Source organism: Kribbella sp. NPDC104740, from assembly GCF_055583505.1.
This window is the reverse complement of record NZ_JBVJNV010000005.1, coordinates 480,818-495,452: the sequence shown is the minus strand read 5'-3', so window position 1 is coordinate 495,452 and position 14,635 is coordinate 480,818. Positions and strand designations below refer to the sequence as shown.

The 14,635-nt window shown below is 69.5% G+C and carries 12 protein-coding genes; 7 read left to right on the top strand and 5 right to left on the bottom strand.

Annotated elements, in window-relative coordinates:
* Positions 1-10: 10 nt before the first annotated feature.
* Positions 11-577, bottom strand: coding sequence for a single-stranded DNA-binding protein (locus ACZ6Z4_RS27935; protein WP_465570123.1), 567 nt, complete (start codon positions 575-577; stop codon positions 11-13).
* A 92-nt stretch (positions 578-669) separates the two neighbouring features.
* On the bottom strand, positions 670-960 hold the full coding sequence (rpsF, locus tag ACZ6Z4_RS27930; RefSeq protein ID WP_344177900.1) for a 30S ribosomal protein S6: 291 nt from the start codon (positions 958-960) through the stop codon (positions 670-672).
* A 257-nt stretch (positions 961-1,217) separates the two neighbouring features.
* Here rpsF and ACZ6Z4_RS27925 point away from each other — a divergent pair, with 257 nt between their 5' ends.
* On the top strand, positions 1,218-2,021 hold the full coding sequence (locus tag ACZ6Z4_RS27925) for a deoxyribonuclease IV (protein WP_363670349.1): 804 nt from the start codon (positions 1,218-1,220) through the stop codon (positions 2,019-2,021).
* Here the strand turns inward: ACZ6Z4_RS27925 and ACZ6Z4_RS27920 are convergent.
* Both ACZ6Z4_RS27920 and ACZ6Z4_RS27915 read right to left on the bottom strand, forming a co-directional pair.
* Entirely contained in the window at positions 2,018-2,410 is a 393-nt protein-coding gene (locus tag ACZ6Z4_RS27920; RefSeq protein WP_465570120.1) for a hypothetical protein, read from the bottom strand. The two genes, ACZ6Z4_RS27925 and ACZ6Z4_RS27920, sit on opposite strands and share 4 nt — an antisense overlap.
* Before the next feature lie 22 nt (positions 2,411-2,432).
* Positions 2,433-3,647 (bottom strand): MFS transporter, encoded by a 1,215-nt coding sequence (locus ACZ6Z4_RS27915; protein ID WP_465570117.1) that lies wholly within the window; start codon positions 3,645-3,647, stop codon positions 2,433-2,435.
* Positions 3,648-3,723: 76 nt separating this feature from the next.
* Between ACZ6Z4_RS27915 and ACZ6Z4_RS27910 the strand changes: the two genes are divergently transcribed.
* The 4 genes from ACZ6Z4_RS27910 (at position 3,724) to ACZ6Z4_RS27895 (ending at position 8,043) form a co-directional block, all read left to right on the top strand.
* Positions 3,724-5,046, top strand: a complete 1,323-nt coding sequence (locus tag ACZ6Z4_RS27910; RefSeq protein WP_465570113.1) for a glycoside hydrolase family 27 protein — start codon at positions 3,724-3,726, stop codon at positions 5,044-5,046.
* An 86-nt stretch (positions 5,047-5,132) separates the two neighbouring features.
* Complete coding sequence (locus tag ACZ6Z4_RS27905) at positions 5,133-6,263, top strand: lipid II:glycine glycyltransferase FemX (RefSeq protein ID WP_465570111.1); 1,131 nt, start codon at positions 5,133-5,135, stop codon at positions 6,261-6,263.
* Between the two features lie 4 nt (positions 6,264-6,267).
* Complete coding sequence (locus ACZ6Z4_RS27900; RefSeq protein ID WP_363670359.1) at positions 6,268-7,269, top strand: alanine racemase; 1,002 nt, start codon at positions 6,268-6,270, stop codon at positions 7,267-7,269.
* Positions 7,270-7,311: 42 nt separating this feature from the next.
* A complete protein-coding gene (locus ACZ6Z4_RS27895) occupies positions 7,312-8,043 on the top strand; it encodes a methyltransferase domain-containing protein (protein WP_465570109.1) in 732 nt (243 codons plus the stop codon).
* Here ACZ6Z4_RS27895 and ACZ6Z4_RS27890 read toward each other — a convergent pair.
* Positions 8,033-9,238 carry an MFS transporter gene (locus ACZ6Z4_RS27890; RefSeq protein WP_465570107.1) on the bottom strand — a complete coding sequence of 402 codons (1,206 nt, stop codon included), beginning with the start codon at positions 9,236-9,238 and terminating at the stop codon, positions 8,033-8,035. The two genes, ACZ6Z4_RS27895 and ACZ6Z4_RS27890, sit on opposite strands and share 11 nt — an antisense overlap.
* A gap of 118 nt (positions 9,239-9,356) precedes the next feature.
* Here ACZ6Z4_RS27890 and ACZ6Z4_RS27885 point away from each other — a divergent pair, with 118 nt between their 5' ends.
* Together ACZ6Z4_RS27885 and ACZ6Z4_RS27880 are read left to right on the top strand one after the other, a co-directional pair.
* A complete protein-coding gene (locus ACZ6Z4_RS27885; protein WP_465570105.1) occupies positions 9,357-10,244 on the top strand; it encodes a LysR family transcriptional regulator in 888 nt (295 codons plus the stop codon).
* A gap of 322 nt (positions 10,245-10,566) precedes the next feature.
* A complete protein-coding gene (locus ACZ6Z4_RS27880) occupies positions 10,567-14,526 on the top strand; it encodes a GH92 family glycosyl hydrolase (RefSeq protein WP_465570102.1) in 3,960 nt (1,319 codons plus the stop codon).
* Positions 14,527-14,635: the final 109 nt, after the last annotated feature.

The following is a 14,635-nucleotide window of genomic DNA, read 5'->3' as shown; positions in this document are numbered from 1 at the left end:
CTGCGACGGATCAGAACGGGGGCTCCTCCATGGAACCGCCGCCCTGGCTCGCCCAGGGGTCGTTCTGCGGAGCCGGCGACTGACCGCCGCCGCCTCCACCCTGCGGGGACGCCCAGGGGTCGTTCTGCGGGGCCTGGTTGCCGCCACCGCCGAACCCTCCCCCGGAGTTGCCGCCACCACCGAAGTTGCCGCCGCCGCCCTCGCCGCCCGAGCGCGAGGCCCGGGTGACCTTGGCGGTGGCGCTGCGCAGGCTCGGACCGACCTCGTCGACGTCGATCTCGAAGACCGTGCGCTTGTTGCCCTCACGGTCGTCGTACGAACGCGACTTGAGCCGGCCCTGCACGATCACGCGCATCCCGCGCTGCAGCGACTCGGCCACGTTCTCGGCAGCCTGCCGCCAGACGGAGCAGCTCAGGAACAGCGACTCGCCGTCCTTCCACTCACCGGACTGCCGGTCGTACGTCCGTGGGGTCGACGCGATCCGGAAGTTCGCGACGGCGGCACCGGACGGGGTGAACCGCAGTTCGGGGTCGTCGACAAGATTGCCGACCAGTGTGACGACGGTTTCGCCTGCCATTACCGTTCCTCCTGCATTCGGGTGTGTCTGTGTCCACAGCTATCAGTAGCGGCTGGCGCCGACAGTACCGATGCTGCTGACGACCCCAGGGTTCAGTGCTGGTCCGGCCGGATGACCTTGGTGCGCAGGATCGACTCGTTCAGCGTGAGCTGACGGTCGAGCTCCTTCACCACAGCCGGCTCGGCGGTCAGGTCGATGACGGCGTAGATGCCTTCGGCCTTCTTCTTGACGTCGTAGGCGAGCTTGCGACGACCCCAGATGTCGAGCTTCTCGACCGTTCCACCTTCCTTGCGGACGATGTTCAGGTACGTGTCGAGCGACGGCTCAACGGTGCGCTCTTCGAGCTCCGGGTCGAGGATCACCATGACTTCGTAACGACGCATGCGCGAACTCCACCTCCTTCGGACTTGGCGGCCACGGTCTCTCCGTGGCAGGAGGGCGATGCGAACACCCGGCTCCGGCAATTGCCGCCGAAACCAAGCAAGCAGCCCGGTCGCTGGACCGGGCCACACCAGAAGAATACCAGCGGCCGGACCGTCTCCTGACCACCTCCGGGGGCCTGTTGACAACTCCGGGTCAGCACTCCGTCACCGTCCGGCCTCGGCGGCGGGCTGTCGGTGGGTGGTTCTAGGGTGGGTTCATGAGTTTTCAGCTTGGGGCGCACGTCGATCAGGAAGACCCGCTGGCCGAGGCGGCCGACCGGGGAGCCGACCTGGTGCAGTTCTTCCTGGGCAACCCCCAGGACTACAAGGCGCCGAAGCTGGCCTACGCCGACGGCGAGGAAGCGCTGAAGGAGCGCGCCGAGGCCGCCGGCGTCGCGCTGTACGTGCATGCGCCGTACCGGCTGAACGTGGCGAACACGAACAACCGGATCCGGATCCCGAGCCGCAAGCTGCTGCAGCAGACGCTGGACAAGTCGGCCGAGATCGGCGTCAAGGGCGTGATCGTGCACGGTGGGCACGTCGGCGACGAGGACGACCCGGAGGCCGGCTTCGACAACTGGCGCAAGTGCATCGAGCGGGCCGAGCTGCCGGTGCCGCTGCTGATCGAGAACACCGCGGGCGGCGAGAACGCGATGGCGCGCCAGCTGGAGCGGATCGAGCGGCTCTGGGAGGCGGTCCAGGCGTCGGGCAACGACCGGCTGGAGAACGTCGGGTTCTGCCTGGACACCTGCCACTTCCACGCGGCCGGCGAGGAGCTGCCGACGATCGTGGAGAAGGTGCTCGCGATCACCGGACGGATCGACCTCGTGCACGCGAACGGCTCCCGCGACGAGTTCGGGTCGGGCGCCGACCGGCACAGCAACTTCGAGCAGGGGCACATCGACCCGGCCGACATCGTCGCGGTGGTGAAGGCCGCCGGGGCGCCGGTGGTGGTCGAGACGCCTAACGCCGACAACGGGCAGAAGGCCGACATGGACTACCTGCGGGCCCACCTGAACTAGCTGGTGGGTTCGGCCGGCTTGAGGTTGTAGAGCCAGTAGGTGATGCCCCAGGGCAGCAGCAGGGCCAGGGAGCCGGTGTCGCGCGCCGGGATGAGGATGTCGGCGCCGACTGCTGCCACGACGCACAGCGTCGAGACGTGGAAGAGCGTCAGCGTGCCGGTCACCGGGCGGCGCAGCTGCAGCCGGCCGGTGGCGCAGGCGACGTACAGGGCGGTCAGCCCGAGCATCAGTACGGCGGCCAGCGCCGCACCGGCCCACGCGGCCGCGCCGTACTGGCTGTTGGACTTGCTGATGTCAGCGGCCAGGAACAGCGCGATCACCAGGCACAGCGCCGCGCACACCCAGTAGAACGTGCTGGTGCGGTCGGTCGTCGGTTCGGCATCCGCCATGCGCCGGACCGTACCGCAACGCTCAGGCCGCCTCCGGTACTGGCTCGGCGTACGCCGCGCTGCGCCACGGCAGCACGAAGGCGCTGGCCAGGCAGCAGATCCCCGCGACCAGGAACGTCGCCCGGATCCCCATCAGCCCGGCAAGCACGCCACCGACCGCCATGAACGCCGGCTGCACGGCCCGCGAGGTGATCGACCACGCGGTGAAGACCCGCGCCATGTAGCCGTCCTCGGTGACCTGCATCCGGTACGTCGCGAACGACGGGTTGAACGCACCGGCCGCGGTGATGATCAGCGTTTCCGCCACGATCAGCACCAGCAACCCACCGACTCCCGGCGTCGCCAGCGGGAGCAGCAGCACCCACGGCGCCCGCAGTACGCCGAACAGCAGCAGCATCCGGTGCAGCCCCAGCCGGCTCGTCAGCCGCGGCGCGACCCAGGCACCGAGCACGCCGCCGGCGCACGGCAGCCCGAAGACCAGCCCGTACTGCCACGGCGGCATCCCCAGGTCGCGCAGCATGAAGACCGACAGCAACGGCGACGTCATCATCACCGGCCCGCCGAAGAGCTGCGAGTTGATGAACAGCACCCGCAGCCCGCGCTGCCGCCAGATGTAGCGCCAGCCCGCGGTGATGTCGGCCTTCTCAGTACGCCGTACCGGTACGGGCTCGGGCTGCCGGATCCGGCCGATCCCGAACGCCGACAGCAGGAACGAGACCGCGTCGAGCGCCAGCGTGAACGTCGCACCGATCAGCCCGATCAGCGCGCCGCCGACCGGCGGGCCGACGCTGAGCGTGATCCACGCGGTCTGCTCGAACCGCGCGTTGGCCGCGCCGAGCTGCTCGGCCGGGACCAGCGCCTTGAGGTGCGCGCCGCTGGCGGCGGTGAACGCGATCAGCGCCGCGGCGTGCAGGATCCCGACCACGCACAGCTGCGCGTACGTCATCAGGCCGAGCGCCGCCGCCACCGGAACGCTGAGCAGGACGGCGAACCGGACGAGGTCCGCCGCGATCATCACCGGCCGCTTGTACCGCTGCTCGATGAAGTCACCCATCGGCAGCGCCAGCGCCGCACCCGCCACCGCGGACAGCGCGGCCAGCAACGAGACCTGGAACGTGCTCACGTCGAGCACCAGCACCGCGATCAGCGGCAAGGCGCCGAACCCGACCGCGCTCCCGGCGGCACTCACCGTGTAGGCGAGCCAGAGACGACGGAAATCCACACCCAGCGACGGCATCCGGCGATGCTAGAACTCGCCACCGACAGAAACCCTATTTGTTGCCAGAGTTAAGTAATGACAATAGGTTCGCTGTATGACCCTCCGAAAAGTAGTCACTTGCGCAGCAATCGCCCCGCTGCTGGCCGTCGCCGTCACGGCGCCGGCGGAGGCGAAGGCACCGCACCCACAGCCGTTCATGGGCTGGAGCAGCTGGAGCATCGGTTCGACCAAGGCGCCGGGCTACGGCGGCGACTGGATGGACGAGGCCCGGGTGAAGAAGACCGCCGACACGATGGCGGCCAAGCTCAAGCCGGCCGGCTACCGCTACATCAACCTCGACGCCGAGTGGAGCAAGACCCGCGGCGACTGGCAGGCCAACAGCGACGCGAACGGCATCCCGAGCGCCGACCCGGTCCGCTTCCCGAACGGCATCAAGCCGGTCGCCGACTACGTGCACAGCAAGGGCCTCAAGCTCGGCATCTACGGCGCGATCGGCCTCGAGAAGAAGATCTACGACCAGAACGTGCCGATCGCGGGCACGAACTGCACCGTCCAGCAGATCACCGTCCTGCCGCTGACCACGGCGAACAAGTGGGGCGACAACTGGATGATCGACTACACCAAGCCGTGCGCGCAGAAGTACATCGACTCGGTGGTGAAGAAGTTCGCCTCCTGGGGCGTGGACTTCCTGAAGATCGACGGGATCCTGCCGTCCAGCGTCGCCGAGATGGCGGCGTACTCGAAGGCGATCGACAAGTCCGGCCGGAAGATCTGGCTGAGCGGCAGCGCCTGGCCGGTGGACATCGCGGCCGCCGACGGGCTGCGGCCGTCGGTGAACGGCGTCCGGATCGACACCGACGTCGAGTGCTACTGCGACACCACGGCGACCTGGGAGAGCTCGGTCGACAACCGCTGGGAGGACCTGCCGAACTGGCTGCCGCACCTGCGCTCCAACTACCTCGGTGACCTCGACTCGATGCCGATCGTGAACAACAGCGGCACCGGCCTGCAGGACGGCATCAGCAACGTCGAGCGGCAGTCCGTGTTCACGTTCTGGTCGATGGCCTCCTCACCCCTGTACGTCGGCGGCGACCTGCAGAACATCGACGACCAGGCGGTCGAGATCCTCACCAACCCCGAGGTCATCGCCCTCGACCAGTCCGCGGTGCTGCCGACCCGCGTCACCGCCGGCGACCTGCAGGTCTGGAAGAAGGTCGTGCACGGCAAGACGTACGTCGCGGTCTACAACCTCGGCTCGACGCCGGCCGACATCAAGGTCGACTTCAAGTCGGTCGGCGCCGGTCACCTGCGCCCGGTCCGGGACCTGGTGGCCCGGAAGAGCCTGGGCTGGTCGTGGGACAGCTGGACCGCCCAGGACGTGCCCGCGCACGGCTCGCGACTGATCCGCATCGGTTAGTTCCGTAGGGGTGGGAGCGCTGTCAGTAGTGGCGGATTCCTCCGTCGGCTACGGTCTTGCGCTCCCGCCCGGTAACCTGACCGACCGTGAGTGACTTGAGCATCCGGACCATCTCGGCCGACGAGCACGCGGCGTACCTGGCGGCCCAGCCGTCGGCGAGCTTCCTGCAGACCCCGGGCTGGGCGGCGGTGAAGAGCGAGTGGAAGGCCGAGTCGCTCGGCTGGTTCGACCCGGCGAACCCGGGTGAGCTGGTCGGCGCCGCACTGGTGCTCTACCGCCAGATGCCGAAGGTGAAGCGCTACCTGGCCTACCTGCCCGAGGGCCCGGTGATCGACTGGGACGCGATCGACCTCGGCCGCTACCTGCAGCCGCTGGCCGCGCACGCGCAGGAGATGGGCGCGTTCGGGCTCCGGATGGGCCCGCCGGTGCCGACCCGGCGGTGGACCGCGAAGACGATCAAGGACGCGATCGCCGGCGGTCAGCAGCCGAAGCTCGGCGACGTCCGCCCGGACGTGATCGAGCCGTCCGGCGCGACCGTCGCCGCGCAGCTGCGCGCGCTCGGCTGGAAGGCGCCGCGGGTCGGCGAGGGCTTCGCGGCCGGCCAGCCGCAGTACGTCTTCCAGGTGCCGCTCGGCGGCCGCAGCCAGGAGGACCTGCTGAAGGGCATGAACCAGCTCTGGCGGCGCAACATCAAGAAGGCCGACAAGCTCGGCGTCGAGGTCACCCTCGGGACGCCGGAGGACCTGAAGGCCTTCCACCAGCTGTACGTCGAGACCGCCGAGCGGGACCACTTCACGCCGCGGCCGCTGCCGTACTTCGTCAAGATGCAGGCGGCGATGGCCAACCAGCCCGCCGACGTCTGCGACTTCCGGCTCTACAACGCCTACCACGAGGGGGACCTGGTCGCCTCGACGATCTGGGTCCGGGTCGGCGGTCACTCCTGGTACTCCTACGGGGCCAGCTCGACCGCCAAGCGGGACGTCCGTGGATCGAACGCGATCCAGTGGCGGATGATGTCGGACGCGCTCAGCTCGGGCGCGACCGTGTACGACCTACGGGGCATCACCGACACCTTGGACCCGAACGACCCGCACGTCGGGTTGATCCAGTTCAAGGTCGGCACCGGCGGCGAGGCCGTCGAGTACGTCGGTGAGTGGGATCTGCCGTTGAACAAGGCGCTCTACACCGCATTCGACCTCTACATGAGACGGCGTTGACACCATGCCCCTGATCCTGCACATCGACTCCGATCGATGGCGCGACCATCTCCGTTCCACGTGGAACGCCGACATCATCCCGGTGGCCAAGGGCAACGGGTACGGCGTGGGCAACCCGCGGCTGCTGGCCGAGGCGCGGGCGCTCGGCGCGAAGACGGTCGCCGTCGGCACCTACACCGAGGTCCCGCCGGACTACAAGGACGACGTCGTGGTGCTCTCGCCGTGGCGTTCGTTCCTGGAGGTCCCGCAGGGCAAGAACGTGATCCACACGGTCAGCCGGCTGGCCGACCTGGTCTCGATCCCGGCCGGCAGCCGGGTGCTGATCGAGGTGCAGACCTCGATGCGCCGGCACGGGATCGGCGCCCGCGAGCTGCGGCACACGATGCTGCTGAACGCGCTCGACCGGATCAAGTTCGAGGGCTGGTCGCTGCACTTCCCGATGGGCGCCGGCGGTACGTCGGCCAACATCCGCGAGGCCGCCGAGCTCGGCAAGCAGGCGCGCGCCGTCCGGAACGGGCCGTTGTGGGTGTCGCACGTCCCGGCGCAGAAGCTCGCCGACATCGGCGACAACGTGAAGCTCCGGATGGGCACCGGCCTGTGGCTGGGTGACCGCGGCGCGTTCACGGTCCGCGCGACCGTGCTCGACGTGCACTCCGTACGCCGCGGCGAGCGCGTCGGGTACCGGCAGCGCCGGGTGACCGGTGACGGCCACATCCTGGTCGTCTCTGGCGGTACGGCGCACGGCGTCGGCCTGGAGGCACCGACCGCGGCGGCGAGTGTTCGCCAGCGGGCGATCGCCGTCGCCAAGGGCAGCCTGGACGCGGCCGGGATGGCGCTGTCGCCGTTCACGATCGAGGGCAAGCAGCGCTGGTTCGCCGAGCCGCCGCACATGCAGGCCAGCATGCTGTTCCTGCCGTCGTCGGTCGCGCCGCCCGCGGTCGGGGACGAGGTCGGCGTCGACGTCCGGTACACCACGACGATCTTCGACAAGGTGTCGATGGACTGACCCGCTTGACTTCAGGTGCACCTGAAGTTGCAGCGTGGTCGCATGACAGACGAGACGTTTCTGGACCGGCTCGAGCAGATGCCCGGGGCCGGGGAGCTGCGGGCGGCGTCGTACCGGCTGCTCGGGGTGGCGCCGGGCGAGACGGTGGTCGACGTCGGGTGCGGGTGCGGGCACGCGGCCGGCGAGCTGATCGCCGACGGCGTCAAGGTGGTCGGGATCGACAGCGACCCGTCCTGCGTCGCGGTGGCGCAGGCCCGGATCCCGGGCGCGATGTTTCACGTGGCACGCTCCGACGAGCTGCCGCTGGCCGACGGCTCCGTCGACGGGTACCGGGCGGCCCGGCTGTTCCACCTGCTCGAGGACCCGATGCCTACGCTCGCCGAGGCGTACCGGGTCCTGCGGCCCGGCGGGCGGGCTGTGCTCGCCGGGCAGGACTACGGGTTCCTGCTGGTCGACAGCAGCGATCAGGACCTGACTGACGTCGTACTGCTCGGGCTGGAGTCCCGGTCGGTCGCGCCGCGCGCCGCCCGGAGCTTCCGGGACTGGCTGCTCGACACCGGGTTCCACGACCCGGAGGTGGTCGTCCACAACCAGGTCGTGACCGGCCACGACGTGATGGTCAGGCAGCTGGAGCTGGCCGCCGACGCGGCGGTCGAGCGGGCGCTGATCACCCGCGAGGACGCCGACGGCTGGCTGGCCGAGCAGACCGACCGGGCCCGGCGCGACCGGTTCCTCGCCGTACTGCCGACGCTGCTGGTCTCCGCTACGCGCTGACCGTACGCCGGGAGCTCGCGACCGCGAGCACCGTGCCGACCGACAGCACCGCCGCGAACCCGATCATCGACGGGCGCAGCGCGACGTGCTGGATGACCAGGCTGAACGCGATCGACGGGAGGCCCATCCCGAAGTACGCGATCACGAAGAACGCGGCGAGCACGCCGGCCCGGGACGCCGGCTGGGCCGCGATCGCGGTCTGCGTGACGGCGCTCTTGAACAGCAGGCCCGCGCCGGCACCGGCCAGGGCAGCGGCGGTGAGGATGAGCCCGAGGGACGGCTGGTAGAGCGAGAGCGCGGTCAGCGCGAGGCCGATCGGGAACAGCAGCGTCCCGGTGACCAGCACCGCCCGCTGCGACTGCTTGCCGAGCGCGAGCTGCGCGATCGCCGAGGCCGCGAACGCGGTGAACGGCGCCAGGCCCGCCACGAAGTACGACGTGATGCCGAGCTGGCCGCGGACGATGATCGCGCCGAGCGACGAGAACAGGCCCATCAGCGCGAACGCGAAGAACCCGACCGCCGCGGCCGCGACGAACTCCGTCCGCCGTCCCGGCCGGACCGCGAACCGCACCGGGCGGTCCTGCTCGGTCAGGTCGGTGTCGACGGTCTCCGGGTTGGTCAGCACCAGACCGAGCAGCACGACCATCAGCACACCGAACACGACGTACGCCGTGTGCACGGGTGCCGGCGCCCACTGCGCCAGCGCGCCCGCGACGAGCGGGCCGAGCGCGAGGCCGCCGAGGTTGGCGGCGGTGGCGACCAGCGCCGGGACCGGCGAGGACGGGTCGCCGGGGCGGGCCTCGTGGTACAGGTCGGTCAGGTACGCGGTGGCGGTCGAGGCCATCAGGCCGACGGCGACACCGGTCAGGACGCGGCCGATGATCAGGCCGGGAAGCGCCGGCCAGACCGCGAGGACGATCGCTGACGCGATGCCGGTGAGCAGGGCGGGCACGATGATCCGGCGCCGGCCGAGCCGGTCGGACAGGTGGCCGAGCAGCCGGAAGCTGGTGGCCGCGCCGACGACCATCGCGGCGAACGCGACCGTCACGGTGGTCGCGCCGAAGTGGTCGCGGACCTGGTAGATCGGCCAGAGCGGCGTCGGCGCGGTGCCGAACGCCATCAGGGTGGAGAAGGCAGCGGCGACGAACCAGAAGCCGGTCAGGTGCCGGGTCGTGGTCGCGGTGGTGGTGCTCATGCGGAACCTCTCGAGTGGCTGGTTGTTGTCCACAGAGGTCCAACGGCTCGGGTTTCCCGGGTGATCTCAGCTTTACTGGGACTGGAAGAGATCAATTCCATCTGCGTGGGAGATATCAGTGGAGCTGCGGCACCTGCGGCACTTCGTGGCGCTCGGCGAGGAGCGGAGCTTCACGCGGGCCGCCCAGCGCGAGCACATCGTGCAGTCCGGGCTGTCGACGTCGATCCGGGCGCTGGAGAAGGAGGTCGGGGCGCTGCTGTTCGTCCGCGGGACGCGGCCGGTGCGGCTGACGGCTGAAGGGCTGGCGCTGCTGCCGGCGGCTCGGCACACGCTCGACTCGGCGGCCGCGGCACAGCAGGCGGTGCAGGATGCACACGGCGTACTGGCTGGGCAGCTGAGGATCGGCGCGCTGCAGACGAGCGGGCACCGGTTGCCGTTCTCCTCGTGGCTGGCTGAGTTCGCGCTGGCGCATCCTGGGGTCGACATCTCGGTGCAGCAGCTGCCCGGGATGCAGATGATCGACCTGGTCGCCGACGGCCGCCTCGACTGCGCCCTGGTCTCCCCGACCACCGACCACATCCCCGGCCTGGACGTCACCCCACTCGACTCCGAACCGATCGTGCTGACCGCGCCGCTCACGCACCCACTCGCCGAGCGCGAGTCGATCACCCTCGCCGACCTCGACGGCGAACGCTTCGTCGAACCGCCCGCCCAGTGGGCGATCCGCGCGATGGTCGACGGGCTCTTCCGCGAGGCGGGGCTGACCCGCCGCGTCGCGTGCGAGGTGAACGAGTGGACGATGGTCCTCGACCTGGTCGCCGCCGGCGTCGGCGTCACCCTCACGCCCACGGGCTTCGACCTGGCGCCCCACGTCGCCGCGCGCACGCGGCAGATCCCCATCACCGACCTGACGGCCCACCGACGCCTGGACCTGGTCCTCCCCCAGGGCCACGCCGCGACACCCGCCGCCCGCCGCTTCCGCGAGCTCGTCCTCGCCAGCCGCTGACGCTCGGTTCCCCCCACGTGGGGTGCCCGCCCGCCCCCGAGGCATGCACTCTGCGCCCGTGAAACGCCAGCCCGTCGTACGGCGAAAGCCTGCTGTTGACGGGTAACTTGCAGGACTGAGTGCGACGAAGTCTTGACCCGGGGTGATGCCGGTAGGGAGGATCACTGCGGACGCGGGCTGACAACCTTGTCATCGGGGCCGCGTGACCACCAGGGTGCTCGCTGTCCGGCGGGCACTTTCTGCCGTGCTAGGAGCCGAGATGAAACTCCGCCGCCCACTGGGGCTCGTCACGTCTCTGGGGCTTGTTGTGACAATGTCTGCCATGACGTCAGCGAGCGCCTCCGTTCCCACCTCCTCCCAGGCGCACCAGCAGCCGGTTGTGAGTGGGGCTTCCTACTTCACCTCCTTCGAGCCGGGGCAGCCGCAGCCCGGCTACACCGACACGGTCGAGACCGGTCCGGACGGGAAACCCCGCACCGGCGGGGTCGAGGGCCCGACGCCGACCGGGATCGGCGGCAGCGAGATGGACAAGGTCACCCAGGTGACCGCCAACGGTGAGAACACCGGCGGTGGTGAGATCGCCAGCAACGTGGCCGACGGGGACAAGTTCACCAAGTGGCTGGTCTTCGAACCGACCGGCTGGCTGGTCTACCAGACCTCCGCCCCGGTGACGCTGCGCAAGTACGCCCTGACGTCGGCCAACGACGCCGACGGCCGCGACCCGCAGAACTGGACCGTCTCCGGCTCGAACGACGGCCAGACCTGGACCACGCTCGACACCCGCACCGGCGAGTCGTTCGAGAACCGGTTCCAGACCAAGGAGTACACCGTCGCGAACGAGACGGCGTACACGTACTTCAAGCTCGACATCACGCTCAACCACGGCGAGAACATCGTCCAGCTCGCCGACTGGTACCTGTCCAACGGAGCCCCGCTGCCGCCGCCCGGCGAGGTCGCCGAGTCGCGTCTCGACTCCGGCCCGACCAGCGCCTACAACGCCCGCGCCCGGACCGGCTTCACCGGCGTCAAGTCCTTCCGGTACGCCGGCCACCAGACCGCCGAGGGCCGCGGCTACACCTGGAACAAGGTCGCCGACGTCGACCTGAAGGTCGGCAAGGACACCCGGCTGTCGTACAAGATCTTCCCCGAGCACGTCGAGGGCGACCTCAGCTACCCGAGCACGTACGCCGCGCTCGACCTGGCGTTCTCCGACGGCACCTACCTGAGCGACCTGAAGGCCAAGGACCACCACGGCTTCGGGCTCAGCCCGCGCGGCCAGGGCGACGGCAAGGGCCTGTCGACCAACCAGTGGAACAACATCGAGGCCGACCTCGGCAAGTACGCCGCCGGCAAGACCGTGAAGCGGATCCTGGTCGGCTACGACAAGCCCGAGGGCCCGGCCGACTTCCGCGGCTGGATCGACGACGTCCGGATCGCCAAGGCGGAGAACCCGGACAGCGCCGCGCAGAAGACGGCCGCGAAGCACCCGTCGGAGCTCGCGATCACGACCCGCGGCACGAACGCGACCGGTGGTTTCTCGCGCGGCAACAACATCCCGGCGACCGCCGTACCGCACGGCTTCAACTTCTGGACGCCGGTCACGAACGCCGGCTCGACGTCCTGGCTGTACGACTACGCCAAGGGCAACAACGAAGAGAACAAGCCGGAGATCCAGGCGCTGTCGATCAGCCACGAGCCGAGCCCGTGGATGGGTGACCGGCAGACCTTCCAGGTGATGCCGTCGACGGCGGCCACCCCGACCGCGGACCGCGAGGCCCGGGCCTGGGCGTTCAGCCACGACAACGAGGTCGCCCGCCCGTACTACTACGGCGTCACCTTCGACAACGGCAACGCGCTCGAGGTCGCCCCGACCGACCACGCGGCGATGCTGCGGTTCAGCTTCCCGAAGGGAAGCGCGTCGCTGGTCTTCGACAACGCCAACAACAACGGCGGCCTGACGCTGGACCCGGAGACCGGGATCGTGACCGGTTTCAGCGACGTGAAGAGCGGGCTGTCGACCGGCGCCGGCCGGCTGTTCGTGTACGGCGTCGTCGACCAGAAGGTCGTTGCCTCCGGCAAGCTCGCGGACGGCGGCGGCGCGAACGTCGGCGGGTACTTCTCGTTCGGCAAGGACGTCCAGCACGTCCAGCTCCGGATCGCCACCTCGCTGATCGGCACCGCGCAGGCGAAGAAGAACCTGGAGCTCGAGCTCGGCGCGGACAGCAAGTTCGACAAGGTGAAGTCGGCGGCGCAGAAGCTCTGGGACGCCAAGCTGCACACCATCGAGGTCGAGGGCGCGACAGCCGACCAGCTGCACTCGCTCTACTCGAACCTGTACCGGCTGTTCCTCTACCCGAACAACGGCTCCGAGAACACCGGTACGGCGAAGAAGCCGGTGATCACCTACGCGTCGCCGGTCTCGCCGAAGGTCGGCGCCGACACCCCGACCGCGACCGGCTCCAAGCTGGTCGCCGGGCAGACCTACGTGAACAACGGCTTCTGGGACACCTACCGGACCGTCTGGCCGGCGTACAGCCTGTTCGCGCAGGACACCGCGGACGACCTGGTGAACGGGTTCGTCCAGCAGTACAAGGACGGCGGCTGGATCTCGCGCTGGTCCTCACCGGGCTACGCCAACCTGATGGTCGGCACCAGCTCGGACGTCGCGTTCGCCGACGCCTACCTGAAGGGCATCAAGGGAATCGACGTCCAGGCGGCGTACGACGCGGCGCTGAAGAACGCGGCGGTCCGCCCGCCGACGGAGAACGTCGGCCGCAAGGGCCTGGACCGCTCGACCTTCAACGGCTACACGGCCAACTCCACGGCCGAGGGCTTCAGCTGGTCGATGGACGGCTACATCAACGACTACGGCATCGCGAACATGTCCAAGGCCCTGTACGACGCGGCGAAGAAGAGCGACCCGCGCAAGCAGGAGTACAAGGACAACTACGACTACTACCTGAACCGGGCCCGCAACTACGTGACCCTGTTCGACCCGGCGCTGGGCTTCTTCCAGGGCAAGGACGCGGTCGGTGTCTGGGGCAACTCGCCGTCGACGTTCGACCCGCGCGACTGGGGTCACGACTACACCGAGACCAACGCCTGGAACATGGCCTTCTCGACCCCGCAGGACGGGGCCGGCCTGGCCGCCCTGTACGGCGGCCGCGACGGCCTGGCGAAGAAGCTCGACGAGTTCTTCTCCACGCCCGAGGACGCCACCCACGTCGGCGGTTACGGCGGCACGATCCACGAGATGCTCGAGGCGCGGGACGTCCGGATGGGCCAGTACGGGCACTCGAACCAGCCGTCGCACCACATCGCGTACATGTACAACTTCGCCGGGCAGCCGGCCAAGACGCAGGAGAAGGTCCGCGAGGTGCTGAGTCGGCTGTACCTCGGCTCGGAGATCGGCCAGGGCTACCCGGGTGACGAGGACAACGGCGAGATGTCGGCCTGGTATCTGTTCAGCATGCTCGGGTTCTACCCGCTGCAGGTCGGCTCCCCGTCGTACGCGATCGGCTCGCCGTTGTTCACCAAGGCGACCGTGAACCTGCCGGGCGGCAAGAAGCTGGTGGTCAGCGCGCCGAAGAACAGCGCCAAGAACGTGTACGTCAAGGGCGTCAAGGTGAACGGCAAGAAGTGGTCCTCGACCGCGCTGCCGCACGACCTGATCGCGCACGGCGGCAAGATCGAGTTCGAGATGACCGACAAGCCGTCGAGCTGGGGTACCGGCCGCAACGACGCGCCGCCGTCGATCACCAAGCCCGGTGAGGACCCGAAGACCTGGCGCGACTCGACCGAGGACGAGGGTGCGGTCACCGCGGCCGGCGGCGTGGACGTGTCCGCGCTGACCGACAACGACTCCAAGCAGCAGGTCACGCTGACCGGGGCGACCCCGACGGTGACCGTCACGCTGCAGCAGGGCCGGCCGGTGGCGATGTACACGCTGACCAGCGGGACCACCGGCGCCGCGCCTTCGGGCTGGACGCTGGAGGGCTCCAACGACGGGACCAAGTGGACGACCGTGGACAAGCGGTCGGGCCAGAGCTGGGCGTTCCCGGCGTACACGCGGTCGTTCAGCGTGGCGCAGCCGAAGACGTACACGCAGTACCGGCTGGTGCTGACGCCGGCGGCGGGAGCCACCGGGGTGACGCTGTCGGAGCTGGAGCTGCTCGGCACGCTGAAGGGCATCGAGGCCGGCACGCACCCGAGCGAGAAGCGGGTCGCGGAGACGAAGCCGACCCCGACGCCGAGCGCGTCGATCGAGCGCAACTTCGGCTGAGAACGACGGAAGGGCGGGCCACCTGGCCCGCCCTTTCCGATTTCCCGGCGGAACCTGCCCCTGAGAGGTTCCGCCGGACGTTGCGTGAGAAGAAGGGAGGGGTGGCGAC